The sequence below is a fragment of the Sorangium sp. So ce117 genome (genome assembly GCF_051524395.1).
Lineage (GTDB): Bacteria > Myxococcota_A > Polyangia > Polyangiales > Polyangiaceae > Sorangium > Sorangium cellulosum_B.
On record NZ_CP150309.1, the window covers coordinates 12,959,177 to 12,980,394 of the forward strand.

Genomic DNA, 21,218 nt, shown 5'->3' on the forward strand with positions numbered 1-21,218 from the left:
GTCTCTTGGCGTCCTTTCTGTTCACTTCCGCTGTGTCCGGTACGGCCGAGCGCCGCGCTGTCTAGTAGAAGTCCGGGTGGACGCAGACGTCGACGGCGTTGGTCGCAAAGCCGAAGTGAGAGCCGACGTTCGCCTTGCACTTCAGGAAGCCGCGGCAGGTCGCGTGATTGCCGGAATCGCAGTCGCCGTCCCCGAGCCCGCAAGGCTCGTCCACCGTGCACCGGCCGGAGGTATCATCCTTGCTGTTGTTGAACACCATCGTCCCAGGCATCCGCGGCAGATCGCACACGTCGGTCGCGTCGCTCTCGCCGATCGCGTACCCGACGTTCGGACGACACACGAGGTCGCCCTGGCAATCGGCATGGGTGTCGCAGTCCCCTTCGTAGATCTGACAGCCGCCGATCGAATCGCAGTATCCGCTCGTGCTGCTCGACTGGCGGCTGGTCGACTCGACGCACAGGTCGTAGTCGCCAGGCAGGCCCACGAGGGCTCCGTTGTTGTTGCCGCAGACAAGCCCGGTCTGGCAATCGCTGTCCGAATCGCAGTCGCCCTCTCCGGCGCCGCACTTGCACCCGGGGGTGCAGAAGGCGGGGTCAGGCTCGCTGGTGTCGAACGCCCCACACGCGAACGCGTCCGTGAGCCATGCATTGAAGCCAGAAGGGTGATTCGCGCTGCCGTTGCTGATCGAGTGAATCCCCTCGAGCACCCACTTGCCGCTCGATTGAGCATCCCGCCAGATGGGGCTGCCAGAGTCACCGCTCTCCGTATCGATATCCACCGTAATTCGCGTGGCAAAGGTAGGATCCGGCACGGCCTCTCCCCCCGTGTCGAACGCGAACGTCCAGCCCCCGTTCATCCTCGCGCTCTCCTGGAACACGTCCCGGGTCGCCCTGGTGGATGAGAGGCTCATCGGAGGGCCGTTTAGGTCCACGGTGCTCGCGAGGTGAGCGAGCACGATATCGACCTTCCCGTGGTTCCCGACGCTGCCGAGGTTCGATTCGGCGATCGGGTGCCAGTAGATCTTGTCCACGCTCGCGGTGAGGCCGGTGGTCGATTCCACCGAATAGACGGTCGGATCCGTGTCCGAGACGCAGTGCTGGTTCGTCAGGACCCAGGTTGAATCGCCCCCCGAGCCCAAGGCGTCCGGTAGGAACACGGCGGAGCAAATAATCGAGCCGCTTCTCTTCCAGCGACCGACGAGGCCCGTGACAGTCCCAGCGGTGGCGCTCGTCAGCGCCGACTCCGCCGTCCGAAGCTCCTCCCCTCCCACGGCGTCCGATACCGCGCTCTCCGGAGCATCGGCGACGCAGCCAACGAACGCCGCTGCGATCATTGCGAGAGGAAACCTTGCGATCTTCTTCATTCCCAGCGCCTCGCCGCCGTCCCTCGACGAGACGGCATCAGATGGATGACCACATGCCTTCTCCTCGGCATGCAGCCGGACTGTGCGCCGCCCGCATCACGGCCCAACGTGACCAGCCGAACGCCGGCACGTCGCGCAGCAACCGCCAAGCAACGCCCATAGCAGGCGAATCTATGCCGAGGTCCGCCCGTTTACCAGCCTTCCGGGCGAGATTATCGATGCGCCCCATCGCAGCGCACCCGGCGCAAAGCACGCCGACGGCGGACAATTCCGGTGCCGCGCCCCCCGGCGCGATCGCCGGCGGAGCGCGAGGCCGGCATGGATCCCGTCACGGGACGTCCATTGCAGCATCGCGGCGGCTCCGGAAAGCGCGGCCCGCGCGCGCCTGCCTCCTGGGGGGGGCGCGGACGGCCCTTGCTCCGTCGACCCCAGCCAGCGCGCCCGGCCAAGGCGCGCGCCGCGGCGCCGTCAACCCCGGCCTCCGGATCCTTCCAGAATCCACGCTGGGCCGCGCAAGCTTCATATTACCAAAAACTTTTGGCCCCGCAACGCGTCCAAGTGGACTGTGCTCTACCCCTATGACGACGACGCCTGTAACGCCCGACGTGACGACCCCTGCAGCAACCTCGCCGAGCTCACTCGCAACGCCAAGGAGTTTCGACGGCAGATCCGCGATGGCGACCCGACTAGGCGCGTCCGCCATGGGATCGCAGGCATCCTGCTCCTCCCGCTCGTGACAGTGATCGGCTGCACCGATCCACCCGTCCACGACTTCTCCGTCAACGACTTCCATGACGCCATCCTTGGCGCGCTCTGTGCGGACCTCACCGCATGCTGCGGCGTGACGGCTCCTGCAGACGCGTGCGTGGACCGGCTCCGATCCTCGATGGGCGCGCACCCCGAGCTCCAGGCGGAAGCTGTCGCGGCAGGGCGGCTCGAGTTCCGCGAGGGGCTGGCGCGCGCTTGCATCGATCATATGCAAGCGCTGTCGTGCCCCGACTTCGAGGCAATGGGAGCCTCCGGGGCGTGGTCCGCATGCGACGGCGCGTTCGTCGCGAAGGTCGCGACGGGGGGCGACTGCGCGATGTCCGCGGAATGCGCAGACGCGGACACCTACTGCGAGGTCGCGGACTTTGCGCACCTCGGTACGTGCGTGGTGAAGCCGGGGTCCGGCGATCCATGCACGCGCGAATGTGCCGATGGCCTTGTGTGCCCGAGCAAAGGTGGCTCTTTTTGCGTCGCGGCGAAGCCCAACGGCCAGGCATGTGAGAGCGACCGCGCGTGCCTGAGCGGCTACTGCAACGACTCAGGTGGTGAGACCCTCTGCAGCGACCCCGGGGCCAACGGGCAGCCGTGCGCCAATGGCAGTCAGTGCAAAGAGGGCAACTGCGACACCTCGAGCGACCCACCCGTCTGTGCGCCGAAGAGGCCGAACGGCGCGACATGCACCACGGGCGACGAATGCGCGAATGGCGCGTGCGTGGACCATCAAGGTTCGGGCGTATTCACGTGCGCTTCGGCGGCGTCCGGATGCTCCATCTCCCTCTGATCGGCATGACAGTTTGGGGCTCGCCGGAAGGAGCGCAGGCGAGCCTCAAAAGGGGCTCGCCGGAACGCGAGCTCTCCCGCGACGAATGGCAGGCCCGCCGCGCGTCGATTTCGTGAGCCGGGGGACGCGTTCGGGTAGCATCGCGGCCGTGCCCCTGCTGCGTCCGCTCGCCCCGCCGTACGATCCACTCGACTGGGCGAAGCGGCCGTTCCCCGAGCGCGCACGCATGGTCTGCGAGGCGTGGGCGCTGCAGGGCTTCGGCGCGCCGCTCGCCGCCTACGTGCTCCACGCGGTCAAGCTCGCCCTCTATGCCGGCGCCTGGGTCCTGTTCTGCAGCACCTCGCCGAGCCTCGGCGGCCTCTCGACGATCGGCGACTGGTGGCTGCACCCGCTCGCGTTCCAGAAGGCGATCCTGTGGAGCATGCTGTTCGAGGGCCTGGGCCTCGGCTGCGGGTTCGGTCCGCTCAGCGGACGCTACGTCCCGCCCTTCGGCGGCGCCCTCTACTTCCTCCGCCCCGGCACCACGAAGCTCGCGCTGTTCCCGCGCGCGCTGCTCCTCGGCGGCACGCGGCGCACCCCGCTCGACGTCGCGCTCTACTTCGCGCTGCTCGCCCTGCTCGTGCGCGCGCTGCTCGCCCCCGCGCTCGGCGCCTCGCACCTCGTGCCGATCGCCGCGCTCGTGCCGGTCCTCGCCGTCGCCGATCGCACCATCTTCCTCGCGCTGCGCGCCGAACATTACTGGACCACCGTCGTCGTGTTCGCGGCCACCGCCGACTGGATCGGCGGCGCAAAGGCGGTCCAGCTCGCGCTCTGGCTCTGGGCCGGCGTCTCGAAGCTCAATCACCACTTCCCGACCGTCGTGTGCGTGATGACGAGCAATAGCCCGTTCGCCCGCTTCGCATGGCTGCGGCGGCGCATGTACGTCCGCTATCCGGACGACCTGCGCCCGTCGCGGCTCGCGATCGCGATGAGCCACGCCGGCACCGCGCTCGAGCTCGGCGTGCCCATCGTGCTCGCGTGCTCGACCGGCGAGACGGCGATCGCCGTCGGCATCGCGATGGCGCTCGCGCTCCACGCCTTCATCACGAGCAATGTGCCGATGGGCGCGCCGATCGAGTGGAACCTGATGGTGGTCTACGGCGTGTTCGCGCTGTTCTGGGCCCACCCCGGCGCGTACCCGTTCGACGTCGGCCCGCCGCAGCTCGGCGCGCTCCTCGCGATCATGCTCGTCGCTGTTCCGCTCCTCGGCAACATCGCGCCAGGGCGGATCTCGTTCCTGCTCGCGATGCGGTACTACGCCGGAAACTGGCCCTATAGCGTGTGGCTGTTCCGCGGCGACAGCTATCGAAAGCTCGACCGGCTCGTGAAGGCCGCGCCGTGGATCTACGACCAGCTCGGCCGGTTCTACGACCGCGCCACGTCGGTCGGGCTCGTCGGCAAGGTGCTCGCGTTCCGCCTCATGCACCTCCAGGGCCGCGCGCTGCCGGTCCTGCTGCCGAAGGCGATCGAGGGCCCGCTCCACGAGTACGAGTACCTCGACGGCGAGCTCGTCGGCGGCCTCGCGCTCGGCTGGAACTTCGGCGACGGCCACCTGCACCGCGATGGCTTGCTGCGCGCGATCCAGGACCAGTGCGGCTTCGCCCCAGGCGAGCTGCGCTGCATATTCGTCGAGAGCCAGCCGCTCGGCGGCGCGAAGATGGCGTATCAGATCCACGACGCTGCCTCCGGCCTGCTCGACGCCGGCGAGCTCGACGTGCGCGAGCTGCGCGGGCGCCAGCCGTGGGCGGGCCCCTGACCGACGTGGACGCCGTCGTCGTCGGTCCGCGCAGCGGATTGCGATCGTATGGGCTCGAGTCCACGGTGGATAGAACGAGGAGCGGAGATGAAGAAAGCAAAGCCGCCGGAACTGTCGCTCCAGGAGCAAGTGCAGTGGGTCCTCGAGTGGCTGAAGGCTCACAGCACGAAAGCAACGCTGGACGGCATGTCGCGCTACGCCATCCCGTCGGACAAGGCGTTTGGCGTCGCGATGAAGGACATGAAGGCCCTCGGCAAGAAGCTCGGGCACAACCATGAGCTTGCTCTGGCGCTCTGGGAGACCGGCTGGTACGAGGCGCGGATGTTGACGTCGTTCGTAGCGGACCCCTCCGCGCTCACCGCCGCGCAGATGGATCGGTGGTGTAAGGAGTTCGACAACTGGGCCTACTGCGACACCCTGAGCTTCAACCTCTTCGATCGCACGCCGCATGCGTGGGCGAAGGTCGAGCAGTGGAGCCGTAAAAAGGGGGAGTTCGAGAGGCGAGCGGCGTTCGCGCTGCTTTGGAGTCTTGCCCTCCACGACAAGCACGCGGAGGACCAGCAGTTCGTCGACGCACTCGGGCTCATCGAGCGTGCGGCCGACGATGACAGGAACTTCGTCAAGAAGGCCGTGAGCATGGCGCTTCGAGCGATCGGAAAGCGCAATGCTTCGCTCAGAGGCGCCGCCGTCGCCGTCGCCGCGCGTCTCGCCCAATCACCGCAGCCTTCTGCGCGATGGATCGGAAAGGACGCATCGCGCGAGCTTGCAGCGGCGCTGCCCAAGGCTTCGAGGCGCGCGGCGCTCCGCTAGGGCGGCGGTCACCCTGCTCCAGGATGGGGACGGATCACCCGACAGGTTGATACCCCGCTCATTGACCCAACGCCCGACGGAGGTTAGCAAGGCGTTCGATGCGTTTCGCCGACGGTTCGCCGCTCGCTTTCATCCTGGCCGCGGTGATCACCGCGGCCGCCCTGCTCGCCGTGGGGCTCTATCTCGCTCACTCGCGGCTGGGCGCCGGCAAGCCCGGCATCGCCAGCGCGACGCTCCACGGCGCGGGCCCCTTCACGCTGACCGTCGCGGCGCCGCCCGCGGGCCCGGTGGACCTCTTCATCCGCTACGCCGTGGCCTTCCCCTTCTTCAAGCCTTCGGGAGGGCCGACGAGCCGCACCTTCGGGCTGATCGTCGAGCTCGTTGCGGACGGTCAGGTCCTGACCTTCGGCCACGGGGGGAGGCATCCACCGGGGCTCCTCGAGTTCGAAGGACTGGCCCATTACATGACCTCGTTCCGACCGGGAAATGCCGGCGAGCCCACGCGCTACACCGCTTCCGTGCTGGTGAAGTCTTTCTCGAGCTGTCCACGCACGCTTTCGGGCGTCGTGCGCACTGCCGAGGGCACCACGCTGGCGACCGCAACACTCACGCTGAGGTGAGCGCGGCCCTCAGGGCGCCATCGAGCTCTGCAGGAAGGCGGGGAGCCCGGCGCACCAGTCGAGCACCTCGGCGAACCGGCGCGTGATGAGGACGCCGAAGAGCGGATCGCGCGCGAGCTTGGCCTGGGTGGTCGCCGGGCTCGAGAGGCCGCAGAGGAAACGCGCCGCCTGGCGAGGATGGCCCAGGGCGCCCGCGTGCGCCGCGCGCAGCGCCGTGAACGCGGCGACGTCGAGCCCCACCGGCATCGGCGGCGCGTGCGCCGGCTCCGGCAGCGTCACGGCGACGCCGGCGCGGCAGAAGGTGCAGCTCCCGCACGCGGCGTCGAGGCGTTCGCCGAAGTACGCGGCGAGCGCGGCGGCGTGACAGCGCTCCGAGGTGAGCAGCTCGATCACCTGCCGCACGCGCCCGATCTCGGCGTCCTCGCGCCTCGCGAAGCGCGCGAGGAGCTCGCCGACGAGGGCGCCCGCGTCGTCCGTCGAGGCCACGCGCACGAAGCGGTGCCGGATGTCCGACGCCTTGAGCTCCGCGAGCCCCTGCCGCTCGAGGTACTCGAGCGCGCGCACCACCCGCTCGCGCGGCTGATCCAGCGCGGCGGCGGCGGCGGCCGGGTCGACCGCGTACAGGACTCGCCCCTTCCTCGCATGGCCGAAGAGCGCCTCGAGGAACTGCGCCGGCTCGCCCTTCACCGACGCGATGACCTCCGCGAGCGTGCGGTGGAGCCGCACCTCGTAGCCGGCGTAGTGCGGCGTGAGCTGCCGGACCGCGCCCATCAGCTCGAGGTAGGTCAGCGCGGTGCGGAGCACGAGCGGCCGGACGTCGTGGCGCGTCCCCAGCGCGTGCAGGCCGAGCTCCACCTGGGGCGCGGCGAGCACGGCGCCGACCACCCCGTGGAGCGCGTCCTCGGTCGGCGTGTCGCCGTACGCAAAGTTCTCGAGGACCGGCAGATCGTCGCCGCAGACGAAGACCTCGACCACCGAGTGCGCCTGATCCCTGCCGGCGCGGCCGATCTCCTGACTGTAACTCTCGAGGCTCTTCGGGAGATTGTAATGGTCGACATAACGCACGTCGGGCTTGTCGATCCCCATCCCGAACGCAATGGTGGCGACCACGATGCCGCGGTCGCTCTGCATCCAGTCGTCCTGCACGCGCGCGCGCTCCGTCGCCTCCATCCCGGCGTGGTACGCGCGCGCCGGCAGTCCCGCAGAAGCGAGCTTCTCGGCCACGTGCTCGGCGGTCTTCTGGAGCGTGACATAGACGATGGTGGAGCCGGGCGGCCGGGATCGCAGGCGCTCGATCAGGACCCGGTCGCGCGCGGTCGCGCTCACCGCCGTCGCGCGGAGCTCGAGGTTCGGTCGGTAGAAGCCGGTGATGACCGTGTGCTCCTCGCGGATGCCGAAGGTGGCGCAGACGTCGCGCACGACCCCGGGCGTCGCGGTGGCCGTCAACGCGAGCACGCGCGGCACGCCGAGCGCCCGGGCGGTGTCCGCGAGCCTCAGGTAGTCGGGGCGGAAGTTGTGTCCCCACTCGGAGATGCAGTGGGCCTCGTCCACCGCGAAGATGGCGATCTTGAGCTCTTTCAGCAGCGCCATGAACCGCTCGCTCACGAACCGCTCGGGGGCGACATAGAGCAGCTTCGTCTTGCCCGAGCGCAGATCCCTGTGCGCCTCCGCCGCGTCGTCGGCTGACAGCGACGAGTCGAGCCGGACCGCGGCGATGCCGCGCGCGCTGAGGAAATCGATCTGATCCTTCATCAGCGCGATCAGCGGAGAGATGACGATCGTGACCCCGTCGAGCAGGAGCGCGGGGAGCTGGTAGCAGAGCGATTTGCCGCCGCCTGTCGGGAAGACCGCGAGCGCGCTGTGGCCCGAGAGCAAGGCATCCATGACCGCGCGCTGGCCTGGGCGGAGCTCGCGGAAGTTGAACCGCGCCTCGAGGACGTCGAGCAGATCGGGGCCGGATGGTGTGGGCTGGTTCAAGGGGGCATCCTACACCTCGCTCGCGCCGAGGAACACGCCGCCGTCGCGCGCTGCGCGCGACGATCGAGTGGTCGGCCACCGAAGCGCTCGGCGTGACAGCGCCCCGCCGAGCTGGTCGTCGTCCGGGACGATCCGGACCTCGAGTTTGGCTCGCTGGGCGGGCGGCAGCTGCCCAGCGCGCCCCCCTCGCGCGGGCCGACCCCTCGGCTCCGACCGCAACGGCCCCCACGTAAGACGGGGATACGACTGATCCGCTCGAGCGAGCGGGCGACGAGGCTCGCTGAACCTCAGCAGCCGCGTAGAGCGACAAGCCCGGGTCAGCGAGCGGCTCTCCCGCGGAGCCGACATCACACCACGCGGCGCTCGTCTCGCCGGCCTGGAGCCCTCGGCACGACGCTCGGCCATGTGAAGGCGAGCTCACCGCCCACTGGCAGCTGGTTCCACAGAGGCGCCAGCTCTTCGAGCCGGACGACGACGCGATCGACTCGCCGGGCATCTTCGCCCGAGAGCGACTCGCGCGGCGCGGGCCGCGAGGCATCCGGGCGCTGCCCCTGGCGGCGCCTCCAGATCAGGTCGCAGACGGCGGCGAGGCGCTCCGACGTGACCATGTCGTGCTGCCTGCCCTCGTCCGCGCTGCGAAGCGATGTCTCCCGGCGCAGCTGCTTCCGCCGCTCGCGCGCCCGTTCGCGCGCGCTCCGGTCGCCCGGCGCGGCCGAGATGAAGGTGCCGCCGCCGCTCGCGGCACGACCGAAGACGCCCGACGTCAAGCCGAGCTCGGCCTCCACGACGTAGTGGACGAGGTCGTGCGGAATGTGGTCGTCGAACCCAGGCGCCGGATCCATCGCCTGGGGCTGTTTGCCGGCGACCTCCACGACGACGGCGTACCGCCGCTCGCCGGTGCGTCGAAAGATAACGTCCATGATGAGACATCGGGATAGCACATTCGCGTCCGAAGACAACCTGCGGCCTTATCATGGCGACGTTCAAGGCGGCGATGGGTTCCGTCGCGACGGACGGGCACTTCGGTATTGAGCAGAAGCCTGCCAATCTACCACGCCTCTGCAAGCGGTCTCGACGCGTCAGTCGAAGCACGGCTAGAGCGACAAACGGGTTGAAACCAAGAGAAAAAGCGGGAATTCACAGGGAGGCGGGGAGCGAGAGACGGCAAGAGAAATAAATTCATTCTTTCTTCCTCCCCGCCTCCCCGCCTCCCTGTGAAAATTCTCCGGGTTTCAACGTAATCGGTGTTCTAGCTGCGGGGCGCTTCACCGCGTGTCGAGCGCGGTCCAAAGATTTCGGCATGCGCCAGGTCGTAGTCCGGATCGCCGACCCTCTCATCATCGAAGGCCAGATCGAACCAAGCCTCTCGGTCTACCCACCTTGGCCCCAGATCAAAGCGTTTGAAGTACGCGATTCGACCATCGAGAGGAAGCGCCCTGAAATGCGCGAGGAACGCTTTCATGCATGCAGCCCCGTCCAGCGTATGCCAGAAGAAGCTATCCTTCTCGGCGTAGACGAGGAAGTCGACGCCCCGCGCGTCGAGCTCCCGCCGATCGAACTGGAGAGGGAAATGATAGCAGAGCCACGGCGCGAGAGGCTCGGCCGCACGCTTGGAGAGCTCTCGTTCAGCGATGAGCGTCAGAAGCTCGCGCTTGTATTCGTCGAGGTATTCTCGGAACGCCTCCGTGCCTCTCCCCTTCGCCCGCGGATCGCCTTCCGCACGCCTCTCTCTCTTGAACCAAGACATGGTTTCTCGTTGTCTGTCCTAGGCTGGGGTCAGGCTGGCCGTGTAGAGTTCTTGATCGCTTCAGCCGGTCGCGAGGTGACTGGAGGGCCAGGCTGGTTGACATAGAGGACCTTACGCGATCCGCATCCCTTGCACACCGGGTTGGCGCAGGAGGGGCGCTGATCGACGATCGTCGCCTGGACGGTGTGGCCGTTGTCCCGGACCACCCTCGTGCCTGATCACCACGCCGAAGGGCCGGGCGGCCCGACGCGCCCCGTGGCGAACGCGCCGATGGTGGACCAGTGGGCCGTGCACGGGGGCAGCGAGGACAGCGAGGCCACATGGTCGTGGAACTCGGAGATGCGCAGGTTCTCCACGTTCAGGCACTTCGCGCCCTCGGGGCTCCAGATCGCTTCGAGGTGCGTCGGGTCGGCGCCCGGAAGGATGCCCAGCTTGTCGCGCACGACGATCGGGGTGCCCGGGCGCGTGAAGCTGGTCGTGCGCTCTGCGCCGCCGGCGGGGCCGGCGAAGTAGGCCGCGCGCTTCGCGTGCAGGCAGGCGCCGAACAGGAAGCGGCCCTCGTCGGTGCTCGCCGTTTCGGTCCGCCAGGGGGCATATCCCCACGAGAGGCACGTGTCGATGGCCCCCGTCTCACAGCTCATCGTTGTCGCGCTCGCGTCGCGCGTGACGGTGGCGAAGAGCCCGTCGACCCTGCTCTCCCCCGCGAACGACGCCCAAAGATCGACGCCGGCCACGCTGCAGTGGCGGCGCCACCTGGAGGCGCCCGGATCGGCCCCGGCAGGGACCACCCGGTATTTGACGTTGTACCGTCGGAACCAGGAGCGCGGCTCCGGATCCGGAGACGGCGGCGGCAGCGGCGCCGGGCCCGGCGGCTCCACCATCAGCTCGTAGCGGAAGAACAGGCCCCCGGGGCCGGCCACCTCGAGCTTGAACGAGGAGAGCGCCGCTCCCCGGACGGGCGGGAACACGACGCCGTCGAGCGCAACCTCGATCTCGAGCTCCATCCCGACGGCGCGCACGCTTCGCAGCACGACCGGCCGAAAGGCCGTCTCGCCGGGCAGCCTGCGCGACGCGCTCACGGCGGACGAGTACACCGCGGTGGGGTTCGTCGCGCTGCGGAACTCGAGCTTGACGCTTCCCCCGGCGTTGACGAACCGCTCGGGGCAAAAGGACGGGACGCCTTGATCGTTGAGAAAGCAGTAGGTGCTATCGCTGGCCGCCGCCACGTAGATACCCGGGCCATTGCTGCCAGGGCGCTTCGTGGGGTCATAAGGCAGCAGCGCCCTGAAATCGGGGATCTCGTAGGTCGTGTCCCCCTCGGCGCCTCCCGTCGCCGCGCCGGGCTGCAGCGCGTCGGCGGGCTCGCCGGCGCCGCCGGCCTCGATCCCGGACGGGGGCGCGTCCGGCGCCGCCTGCGCTGCGTCTTCGGCATCCCCGGGCTCGGGCAGCGCGCAGCCGCCGCACGCGCCCGCTGCCAGGAGCGCAAGCGTCGATCGCGCGCGCCACGCCCCCGAGACGCCTCCGGCGGCCCGCACGCCGCGCTCACGTCGCTCGCCTCGCCAGGTTCCGTTCCTCATCGGTCATTCTCCTCGTCGCGCTCGTCGTGTTCGCCGCCCTCACCACCCCGGGGACCGCGGCCTCTGCCTCTGCTGGACACAGGCCCCGCGCTCCGACAGCCCCGCAGGGACGCCGCGGGGCGGGAGGCAGGATGCGGCCCTCCGGCCCCGGGCGCCGCCTTCATTCGCAGCTCGGCGGGCGGATGGTCGTGCCGCCTGCGGTGACGCTGAAGGGCGGTCGATTCGGGCTGAAGGGCTTCGCGTGGTCGTCGCAGGCCTCGACGCCGAAGAGCGCTCGCGCCGCGCCTGCGCCGAAGGCGTCTTCGCACTGCTGCATCGCCTCGCTCACCGCCCTGGCCTCGGCGCCGATGGCGCTCGTGTCGACGCTGCCGTCGGGGTTGAAGCGAATGTCGGTCACGTGGTTCACGCTCGTCGAGCTGGTCTGCGTCGAGACAGGGGCGCACACGAGGCTGAGCTGGGCCTCGACGCACTTCGCCTGCGCCGCGTTGAACCCGCTGGCGCGCAGGGTGTTCGAGTACGAAGCCGGGTCGGCGCAGACGTTCGACGGGTAGGGGAAGCCGGAGACCGCCCGGCCCGTCAGGCAGATGTTCACGGCCGGGCGCGCGCCGCTCGGCGGATCGGCCGCGCAGGGCGGCGGCGTCGGCGGGTTCGGCGCCGTGTCGGCGAGGCAGGTGTCGACGTCGACGGGGAAGCTCGAGAAGGCGCCGTCGAGCGGCAGGTGCGACTGGACGTTCGGCTGCGTCAGGGGCGCGCCCGTGCCGGAGCCGGTGCCCATGCGGAAGCGGTTCGCCTCGGGCCAGTCGCCCGTCGTCGTCTCGGCCAGCGTCCCGCGGGTGTTGACGATGGGCACGTCGAAGCCGAAGGGCCCGAAGCGCAGGTGCAGCTTGATGCCCGCCGAGTACGTCGCGTTCACGAAGCCGCGGGGGGTCACCGAGAGCACCGTGACGGGCTGCTGGTTCTCGAGCGCGACCGCATCGCGCAGCACCTGCTCCTGGCCGCCGTTGACCCCGAGCCCGCCGGAGACGTCGAGCCACATGGCGAAGACGCCGATGTCGAACCCGGCGCCCGCCGTCAATACCGACTCCATGCCGGCGCTGTGCCGCACCGTGAAGGTGTGATCATCGTCCTGGATCATGCGCGCGAGCATCGGGTTCGTCACCGGCATCAGGCCCATGTCGCCCGCTCCCGAGGGCGACAGCAAGAACCAGCGCAGGCCCGACGCCGGCGCGACCGGCGTCGGCGTGGCGGCCGTGCCCGAGCCGAGCATCATCGGCATGTCGCCCCACGACACCGGGAAGGGCGCGACGATCGAGCCGATGGGGGCCATCGGCCGCGGCGTCAGGCCGAAGGGCAGCGTGCCCGAGGTGTGGCCGAGCAGCCGTTCGTTCGGCGTGCTCAGCGCGCCGATGTCGGCGCGCGCGTTGAGATCGAGGTACACGTGCACGACGCCGATATCGAACAGCGGGAACCTGACGGGGTCGGGCCGCACGACCGCCCGGCGCGAGACCACCGCGTCGGCGTGCGTCACGGTCTGAAAGCGCCGGCGGAAGGCGCCCGTCGTCGGATCGAGCGACGCGTCGTTCACCACCTCGCCGTCCGCGCTGACGAAGGCGAGCGGCGCGCGCATCTCGCCGAAGCCCGGCAGACCCATGTTGCCGATCGGCGTCAGCTTGCCCCCCGCGAGGATGGGCACGACGAACGCCTGCGCGCCGTCGTTGACGCCCGAGCCGGTGAAGCGCTCGGGCCCGTCGAGCACCACCGTCGGCTCCATGACGAGCAGGTCCACCGTGTGGCCGAAGAGCTTGAGCTCGGCGAGCGCCCTCCGGCCCATCGACCGCTTGCCGCGCGCGCTCTGCTGGCGTTGCACCTCGCGGGCCGCGCAGTACAGGCGCGCGCCTCGCTGGCGCGCCTCGCCGAACAGGCGCGGGTCTGGATAATTGAACGTGCCTGTCTTCTCGATCGAGCGCTTCAGCCAGCGGGCGCGCGCGGCGCCGAAGCCGTCGAAGTCCTGCGTCACGCTGGCCGAGAGTCCCCCGGGGAACATCGCCCTGAAAGCGGCCAGCGTCGCCGTGGCGTCGGCCTCGTCGAGCGCGGCGGCGACCTTCGCGTCCGCGCTCGCGAGCGCCTCGTCGAGGTGCGTCCTGAGCGCCGGAGGCGCCGAGAAGGGGTCGGTCGTGGCCGCGTTGCGCCAGCTTGCGCGGTCGCTCGTCGGCCCGGCCGCGAGGTTCGCTCCGTTCGAGAAGCTCGCCAGGCGGATGGCGCTCGTCGTCGTGTCGCTGATCGGCGTGCTCGCCGGCACGGCGCTCATGCCGGCCGCGGGCAAGGTCGCGCTCGTGGTGGCGGGGCCGGTGACCGGCGAACCCACGCTGACGATCGGCTGCTCGCCGACGCCGGTGTCGTCCGGCGCTTCCGGCGCGGGCTCCGCGTCGGCGAGGCACCCGGCCGCGAGCGCGCCGAGCGCACCCAGGACGACAGGAGACAGGACCGAGCTGCGGCGAACGCGCATGTGGACATGATTCGACATGATTTCCTCCTGAGCTGGCTCGCGACGCCTGCGCGCGGCGCGGCGTCGTCGATGGATGGCCTCGCGCCCCCCGGCTCGGGGGGCGCGGCGTGGTGGCGTCGACCCGGCCACCGCGGACGTCGGTGCCGCCGCGCGCGGCATGCTCCGCGGACGCGACGGCCTTTCGCGACGGCCTTTCGCGACGGCCTTTCGCGACGGCCTTTCGTGGAGGTGTTTAGCGAGGCGCGTGCCAGCCGCTCCGCCTCCGGCCCGGATCCAGCGCAGGCCCGCGGGCGCCGCCGCGGGACGCTGCGCCTCGTGTCACCCCTTGGAGCCCCCGCCCCGGGCACCGGCTCGGGCACCGCTGTGGACACCGCTATGGGCACACCCGTCGGCGCCAGGCACCTATACTGACCGTGGGATGACGGACGACGGGTCGACCCTGCAGCCGAGCGGGCATCGCGCCTCGAGCAGCGGTGGGCCCGCCGCCGCGCCGGGCCTCGTCCGCGTCTTCGGCGCCGGGGTGACCCTGGCCAGCGCGCTGCCCTTCGAGGGCGAGGCGCTCGAGGTCGGTCGCGGCTCGGCGGCGCTCGGCGAGGCGAAGGACCCTCGCATGTCGCGGCGTCATGCCCGCTTCCGCTTCGATGGCCGGCGCTTCTGGGTCGAAGACCTCGGCAGCCAGAACGGCACCTTCGTCGACGGGGAGCCGCTGCCGGCGGGGGCGCCGCGCGAGGCGACGTGCGTCGTGCGCCTCGGCGACTCGCTCTTCGTGCCCTCGAACGACGTCGGCCCCCTGGCGCGCCAGGGCGTCGTGGCGCGTCAGGGGTTCGTGCGGGGCCCGGCGATGCAGCGGCGGCTGGCCGAGGCGGCGCGCGCCGCCGAGCTCGGGCTCTCGCTGCACATTCGCGGCGAGAGCGGCACCGGCAAGGAGGGGGTCGCCCGGGCCTTTCACGAGGAAGGCCCGCGCGCCGCCGGGCCTTTCGTGCCTGTCAACTGCGCCTCCATCCCGCAGGGCATCGCCGAGCGCCTGCTCTTCGGCGTGCAGCGCGGCACCTACTCGAGCGCCAACGCCGACGCGCAGGGGTATCTCCAGGCGGCCGAGGGGGGCACCCTCTTTCTCGACGAGATCGGCGAGCTCGACCTCGAGGTGCAGGCCAAGCTCCTGCGCGCGCTCGAGACGCGCGAGGTGCTCGCGCTCGGCGCGTCCAGGCCGAAGAAGGTCGATTTTGCCTTCTGCTCCGCCAGCCACCGCGACCTGCGCGCGCAGGTCGCGAGCGGGCGGCTGCGCGAAGACCTCTACTTTCGCCTGGGGCGCCCCGCCGTCGAGCTGCCGCCCCTGCGGCGGCGCCTCGAAGAGATGGCCCTCTTGATCGAGCAGCAAGTGCGGCAGCTCGCGCCCGAGCTGGGGCTCCACGTCTCGCTTGTCGAGGCGTGTCTGCTGCGGCCCTGGCCGGGCAACGTGCGCGAGCTCCTTGTCGAGGCGCGCGCCGCCGCCCAGAGCGCGCTCATGCAGGGGGCCTCGCGCGTCGAGGCCGCGCACCTCAGCCCGAGCGCCGGCGCCCTCTTCGAGCCCGACCCGCCCTCCGGCGCCCCGCCCGCCGGAGGCCGAGACAGCGCGCCTGCCGCGCCCCGGGCGCGCCGCGCGCTGCCCTCGCGCGCCCCACCGCTCGATGCCGGAGAGCGCGCCCGCATCGAGGCGGCGCTGCGCGAGCAAGGCGGCAACGTGCGGGCCGCGGCGCGGGCGCTCGGCATGCACCGGACGCAGCTTCGCCGGCTCATCGAGCGGCACGGCCTCGGGGCATCGACGGGCGCCGGCGAGCCCGACGACGCGCTGGGCTCTGTCGACGAGAGCCCGTCCTAGCCCTGGCCAGACGACATCCCGGGCGTCTTCACGAGGGCGGGCCGCCTCGTGCCCTCGTGGAGGGGCTCGCTGCCTTCTTCAGGGTCTGATCGCGAGCAGCGTCGGCGTTTGACCCGGCGCCGCGGCGGCTATCGCGTCGATCAGCGCGCGCGGCTCGCCAGGCCCGACGGCGCCCGTCTTGCGGACGGCGTCGACCCTGCTGAGCCCCCACAGGAGCGCGGCCGCCGCCGGCGTGGGCAGGCGGCTCAGCGTCCCAATCGGCTCCGGCGTGATGGTGTTTCCGAGGTGGCGCACCACGCGGAGCCCTTCCTCCATGGCGCGCGCGAGGCGCATCGCCTCTGCCCACGACACGCCTGCGTTCCGCGCGTGCGCCGTGGTGATAGCCACCATCGCCGGCGCGACGAGCGCCGCGTGCGTGCGCAGCCAGCTCTCCATGTCGGAGTGCACGACGGCGGGAATGCCGGCGTCCGTGAAGACCTTCGCCCACGCCGCGTCCGTCACCGTGGTGACCATCCCTCGGGTGACGACCTTCGACGTCAGCTTGCCGTCCTCGAGGGTCGCCAGGATCGCAGGGAAGCCGAAGGCGAAGCGCGCCGGGCCCACCGCATCTCGGAGGCGGCCCAGCGGCTCGAAGGTGTTGAACATGAACATCACGGACCTCGCCGCGCTCTCGGCCAGCGCAGGGAGCACGGCGTCGACCTGGAACGCGAGCACCGTCACGAGCACCAGATCCCACGGCGCCGTCGCGTCGAGCGCGGCGCTCACGCGCACCGCCGCGCGCTCGCCCGAGGCGCTCACGATCGCCTCGTCCCGCCGCAGCTGCTCCAGCCGCTCTCCACGGGCGATCACCGTCACCTCGTGCCCCGCGCGCGCGAGCTGAAAGGCAAAGGCGCTTCCAATCCTACCGGCGCCGAGAATGGCAATCTTCATGCGTTACACCGTAGCTCCTTTAAAAATGCCCATGAAGGACCGCCCGAGTCAGAAGTACCGACCAAGGCTCTCCCTGGTGAACTCCGTCAGCTCCGAGGTCAGGCCGGTCTTGATCTTCTGCACCCAGGCCGGGTCGCTGAGCAAGGGGCGCCCGACGGCGACGAGATCGAAATCGCCGCGCTCGAAGCGGCGCACGAGCTCACCGAGCCCCTGGGGCGCGGAGGCCTCGCCCGCGAAGTTCCCGAAGAGATCGCCGGACAGGCCGACCGACCCCACGGTGATCGTGGGTTTGCCGGTGATCTTCTTCGCCCATCCCGCGGCGTTCAGATCGGAGCCGGCGAACTCGGGCTCCCAGTAGCGTCGCTGGGAGAGGTGGAGCACATCGGCGCCCGCCTCTGCGAGCGGCAATAACCACTGCTCCATTTCCTTCGGCGTCTTCGCGATCTTGTGATCGTACGCGCCCATCTTCCACTGCGAGAGGCGGAGGATCACAACCATCTCCGGCCCGACGGCCTCTCGAACGGCCTCGAGGATCTCGACGGCGAAGCGATTCCTCTCGCCGATGGTCTTTCCTCCATACTCGTCGGTGCGCTGGTTCGTCACCTCGTAGAAGAACTGATCGATGAGGTAACCGTGGGCGCCATGGATCTCGATGGCATCGAAGCCGAGGCGCTTCGCGTCGGCCGCCGCCTTGCCGAAGGCCCGCACGGTGGCGTGCACGTCGTCGCGCGACATGTTCGCCGGGCCTTCCAGGGCCGCGGGCTCCTCGTGGCCGTTTGGATCCTGCTTGGCGAGCCCGACGTGCCATAGCTGGGGCGCCATCTTCCCTCCCGCCCTGTGCACGCTGTCGATGACCTTTCGCCAGCCGTCCAGCGCCCGCTCGCCATAGAAGTGCGGGACGTCGCGGAGGTGAAGCTTGCCCGGCCGCTCCACGACCGTTCCTTCCGACAGGATCAGCCCGACATCTGCGGCAGCGCGCCGGGTGTAGTAATCGACGTTCGGCTCGCCCGGCGCGTTGCCCGGCGATCGCTGGCGCGTCATGGGCGCCATGACGAACCGATTCTCGAGCTTCAGCCCCTTCAGCTCGAATGGCTTGAAGAGCGCGCTGACATCGTCGTTCTTGTTCGGTTGCGGATCCGCCATCGCTCGGTCCCTTCTCCGGTTCTCTGGGCGTCGTCCTCGCCAGGGCGCCGCGGCCGGCAGCGCCCCGGCGCTCCGGCAACGCCCGCGCCTGCAATCTCGACACCGCGGCGCCATCGTCATCGACGACGCCCTCCTCGGTGTTAAACCAACTGGATGGTTTAAACTTAGGGAGCGGTCTTGGCCGTGTCAACTGGGCGAGGCGGCGGCGCGCTCTCCTTGCCGCGCGCCACGGCGTGTGCTCCATGAAGGATCCACCCATGCGCTACGATTCGGCGGCGACCAAGAAGAGGCTCCTCGACGCTGCGCTCGACGAGTTCGCCGAGCGAGGGCTGGCTGGCGCGCGCGTGGACCGCATCGCGGAGCGGGCCTCGGCGAACAAGCAGGCCATCTACGCCTATTTCGGCTCCAAGGAGGGTCTGTTCCGCAGCGTGCTCGAGGAGCGGTGCCAGATCGCGTTCGACGCCGTGCCCTTCGACCCGTCGGACCTGCCGGCCTTCGTCGCAGGCGTCTTCGATCACCTGGTCGAGAATCCGAAGAGCGTGCGGATGATGATGTGGAGGCAGCTCGAGCTCCCCGACGAGGCGCAGCACGACGTCGCGACCGCCAAGGTGCAGGAGCTCGCCGCGGCCTATGACCTCGGGGCGACGCCGAAGCGGTGCGCCGAGGACCTGTTCGTCATCCTCCTCGGGCTGTCGATGTCCTGGTTCGGCTTCGCGCCAAACCAGCCGGCCGAGAAGGGATCGGCGGCGGAGCAGCGGATGCACGCCTTCAGGAGGTCGCTGGTCACGGCGACCGATGCGGTCGTGAAGGCGATGACGACGAAGAATCGATAGCTGGTCCGTGCCGAGCCTCGGCGCCATTGGCCGCCGAGGATGCCGCCGGCGCGCTGCCAAAGCAGGCGGGCGGCAGTCCATGACGGCAGCCCGCGAGCACCGCGGCGCTCAGGGGAACCACGCTGCGACCTGCACCACCTCGCGCGCTGCGCCCGCCAGGCCCTCGTCGCCTGCGATCGCAGCGATGAGCGGCACGAGCTTCACGAGGCTCACGCCGTCGCCCGCGAGCGCGGCATGGCGGTAATCGCCTGCGAGCGCGTCGAGCAGGAGGCCGAGCGCCGCGGCGGCCCCTTCGGCCGGGAAATGGCGGGCCAGCGGGAGCAGCTCAAGCAGACACTCCGGCTCGTCGGCGCCGAAACGCAGGGCCAGGTGGAGAGCCTGACGCACCAGCTCGGGCGCGCGCGCGGGATCGTGGCGTGCCAGGATGCGGAAGGCGGTCAGGCGGCTACCGTCGCTGAGCGGCGCGACCGCGGCGAGCAGCGCGTCGCTGTGGCCCGTCGCCGCGAACCAGGGGCAGACGTCGAACAGCATCCAGCCGCGCTCGCGCGGCTCGGCGTTCTGAATGGCCTCGTCGATCCGCGCCCGCAGCCGCGCCGGCTCCGCGGCGAAGGGGAGGCTCCGGGCCAGCGCACGCACGCGCGCCTCGACTGGCAGCGCCTCGAGCAGGTCCTCGGCGGGATCGCCCAGCGCGATGAGGCGTGGGACCAGGTCCTCGAAGAGCTCGGTGGCCCGCTCGCCGAACTGGGGCGCGAGCGCCGCGGCGCGGCGGGCCTCCGGGGCGTCGAGGACCGGCACGAGTTGCGCGAGAGTCCGTTGCATCAGCAGGTCGTACGGATTGACGTGCTGCTCCACCGCGGCGAAGGCGGCGCACACGCGCTCGGGATCGCCGAGGCCCCGCGCGAGCGCGGCGAGCGCTCGCGCCCGCGCGGGCCCAGGCAGCGCCTCCGCGTCGGGCCAGAGCGCCTCGGCGACCGCACGCGGGTAGCGGTCGGCGAACAGGTCGAGATCGCCAGGATCTCCGCCGCCGTCACGGAGGACGGCGAGCGCCTCGCGCACGACGGCGATCCCTTCCTCTGGAGGCAACCACTTCGCCACGAAGAGCATCTGGCGCGCTCGCTCCTCCGCGTTCTCCGTGGTCCGATACGCGGCGAGCGCTTCCCGCGCGAACGCGTATCCCGCCTCGCCCCCGACGATTTCGGCGAGGCTCAGGAGGCCATCCCCGCGGAACTCGACGTCCGGGGTGCGCCGTGCAGCGTCCGTGGCCCATTCGAGCACCTCGGCGCGCGCCGGGCCGGCCGTCATCGCCGCGCCGAGCGCGGTGAGCGCCCTGGCCTGATCTCGCTCGTCGGCGAGCCGCTTCTCCCGAACGATGAGCTCGACGCCGACGGGAGCATCGTGGTCCTCGCGGCGGGCGCACCAGTTGATGCTCGCCTCGACAAGGGCCGCGCGCACAGCGAGGGCCGTTGCTTCGTGACCCATTGGAAGCGCCTCGACGGCGCGGCGGCGCACGCGCTCGAGATCGGCGACGAAGCCGAGATAGGCCTCGGGCCGAGCCATCCAGCGGGCGAGGTGCTCCTCGGTGACCAGCGCGGCGAATGCCTGGAGCGGCGCGGCGGCCTGCTCGAGGTGGGCGCGCACGTAGGCGCACGGATAGCCGTCCGGCGGGAGCGACAGCAGGCGGCGGATCGACGCGTCCCGCGCGTCGCGGCCGAGGCGCTCCTCCACCTCGCGCCGCGCCGCGTTCGAGCGGAACGCGTAGGTGCCCTCGATGGCCGTGACGAGCGGCTCGATCCCGGCGAGGGCGCGCTCCATGGGGGCCCCGAGGGCAGTCGTGATCTCGTCCCGGCGAAGGCGGCCGTAGGCGACGGAGAGCAGGCCGAGGAGCTCGGTGGATGCTGCGCCCGTGGTCGCGAGGAGCTTCGTGGGATCGCCCGGCGCGGGCCAGGGCCGCACCGGCAGCGGGTGGATCCGCGTGCGCGCCGGATCGAAGCCGAGGCGCTGGAGCCACGCGTGGGCCGCGGCGTCGTCGCTCTCGACGGTGGCGAGCACCTTGACGCGGGGACCCACGGCGGCAAACAGCGCTGGCCAGGCGACGAGCGGCTCCGCCTCCTCCACGTCGGTGATCGCGAGCAGCAGCGAGGGGTCGTCCTCGGTTGGCCCCACGCGCAGATGCTCTTTCGCGATACGCATGCGCAACCACCGAGGAGGACCGCCACCGCAACCGGCGAGCAGCCGCGAGGTGAGCAACGCGAGGATGTCACGCTCGAGCTTGAGATCTGGCCCAATTGGCACGAGGTGCGCGGCGTACGCCGTGCCTTCCTGCTGCGCACGGACGAGGTGGGCGGCCACGACCGCGCGCCGGCTCGGGTGCCGGCCGTGCAAGATTGCATAGGGTCGGTCTGGCTCCTCGATCCATCGGCCGAGCGCGGTCAGCGCGCCTTGCTCTCCGGGGTCGAGCTTGGCGCGCGACGCTTCGCGCCAGGCGCAGCGGCAGGCGCGCTCAATGGGCG

At 70.6% G+C, this 21,218-nt stretch carries 15 protein-coding genes; 6 read left to right on the forward strand and 9 right to left on the reverse strand.

Features of this window, described 5'->3' with window-relative positions:
• Positions 1-61: 61 nt before the first annotated feature.
• A complete protein-coding gene (locus WMF46_RS48780; RefSeq protein ID WP_437983509.1) occupies positions 62-1,156 on the reverse strand; it encodes a trypsin-like serine protease in 1,095 nt (364 codons plus the stop codon).
• Between the two features lie 772 nt (positions 1,157-1,928).
• Between WMF46_RS48780 and WMF46_RS48785 the strand changes: the two genes are divergently transcribed.
• The 4 genes from WMF46_RS48785 to WMF46_RS48800 all read left to right on the forward strand — a co-directional run bounded on the left by WMF46_RS48785 (position 1,929) and on the right by WMF46_RS48800 (position 6,137).
• Positions 1,929-2,912, forward strand: coding sequence for a hypothetical protein (locus WMF46_RS48785; RefSeq protein WP_437983510.1), 984 nt, complete (start codon positions 1,929-1,931; stop codon positions 2,910-2,912).
• 148 nt (positions 2,913-3,060) lie between these two features.
• Complete coding sequence (locus WMF46_RS48790; RefSeq protein ID WP_437983511.1) at positions 3,061-4,707, forward strand: DUF3556 domain-containing protein; 1,647 nt, start codon at positions 3,061-3,063, stop codon at positions 4,705-4,707.
• 87 nt (positions 4,708-4,794) lie between these two features.
• Positions 4,795-5,517 (forward strand): DNA alkylation repair protein, encoded by a 723-nt coding sequence (locus WMF46_RS48795; RefSeq protein WP_437983512.1) that lies wholly within the window; start codon positions 4,795-4,797, stop codon positions 5,515-5,517.
• Between the two features lie 98 nt (positions 5,518-5,615).
• On the forward strand, positions 5,616-6,137 hold the full coding sequence (locus WMF46_RS48800) for a hypothetical protein (RefSeq protein ID WP_437983513.1): 522 nt from the start codon (positions 5,616-5,618) through the stop codon (positions 6,135-6,137).
• 9 nt (positions 6,138-6,146) lie between these two features.
• Here WMF46_RS48800 and WMF46_RS48805 read toward each other — a convergent pair whose 3' ends face one another.
• The 5 genes from WMF46_RS48805 to WMF46_RS48825 form a co-directional block, all read right to left on the reverse strand.
• Complete coding sequence (locus WMF46_RS48805; RefSeq protein WP_437983514.1) at positions 6,147-8,114, reverse strand: RecQ family ATP-dependent DNA helicase; 1,968 nt, start codon at positions 8,112-8,114, stop codon at positions 6,147-6,149.
• Between the two features lie 347 nt (positions 8,115-8,461).
• Entirely contained in the window at positions 8,462-9,034 is a 573-nt protein-coding gene (locus WMF46_RS48810; protein ID WP_437983515.1) for a hypothetical protein, read from the reverse strand.
• Positions 9,035-9,363: 329 nt separating this feature from the next.
• Positions 9,364-9,861 carry a hypothetical protein gene (locus WMF46_RS48815; protein WP_437983516.1) on the reverse strand — a complete coding sequence of 166 codons (498 nt, stop codon included), beginning with the start codon at positions 9,859-9,861 and terminating at the stop codon, positions 9,364-9,366.
• 218 nt (positions 9,862-10,079) lie between these two features.
• Positions 10,080-11,438 carry an ADYC domain-containing protein gene (locus WMF46_RS48820; protein WP_437983517.1) on the reverse strand — a complete coding sequence of 453 codons (1,359 nt, stop codon included), beginning with the start codon at positions 11,436-11,438 and terminating at the stop codon, positions 10,080-10,082.
• Positions 11,439-11,598: 160 nt separating this feature from the next.
• The gene (locus tag WMF46_RS48825) at positions 11,599-13,962 is read right to left on the reverse strand and encodes a hypothetical protein (protein WP_437983518.1); all 2,364 of its coding nucleotides are present in this window, start codon (positions 13,960-13,962) and stop codon (positions 11,599-11,601) included.
• 400 nt (positions 13,963-14,362) lie between these two features.
• Here WMF46_RS48825 and WMF46_RS48830 point away from each other — a divergent pair, with 400 nt between their 5' ends.
• A complete protein-coding gene (locus tag WMF46_RS48830; protein ID WP_437983519.1) occupies positions 14,363-15,802 on the forward strand; it encodes a sigma 54-interacting transcriptional regulator in 1,440 nt (479 codons plus the stop codon).
• A 78-nt stretch (positions 15,803-15,880) separates the two neighbouring features.
• On the opposite strand, the gene WMF46_RS48835 is transcribed toward WMF46_RS48830, so the two are convergent.
• Both WMF46_RS48835 and WMF46_RS48840 read right to left on the reverse strand, forming a co-directional pair.
• Entirely contained in the window at positions 15,881-16,732 is an 852-nt protein-coding gene (locus tag WMF46_RS48835) for a ketopantoate reductase family protein (RefSeq protein WP_437983520.1), read from the reverse strand.
• A 48-nt stretch (positions 16,733-16,780) separates the two neighbouring features.
• On the reverse strand, positions 16,781-17,875 hold the full coding sequence (locus WMF46_RS48840; RefSeq protein WP_437983521.1) for an NADH:flavin oxidoreductase: 1,095 nt from the start codon (positions 17,873-17,875) through the stop codon (positions 16,781-16,783).
• A gap of 257 nt (positions 17,876-18,132) precedes the next feature.
• Between WMF46_RS48840 and WMF46_RS48845 the strand changes: the two genes are divergently transcribed.
• The gene (locus WMF46_RS48845) at positions 18,133-18,708 is read left to right on the forward strand and encodes a TetR/AcrR family transcriptional regulator (protein ID WP_437983522.1); all 576 of its coding nucleotides are present in this window, start codon (positions 18,133-18,135) and stop codon (positions 18,706-18,708) included.
• Between the two features lie 108 nt (positions 18,709-18,816).
• On the opposite strand, the gene WMF46_RS48850 is transcribed toward WMF46_RS48845, so the two are convergent.
• Entirely contained in the window at positions 18,817-20,871 is a 2,055-nt protein-coding gene (locus WMF46_RS48850; protein WP_437983523.1) for a hypothetical protein, read from the reverse strand.
• Positions 20,872-21,218: the final 347 nt, after the last annotated feature.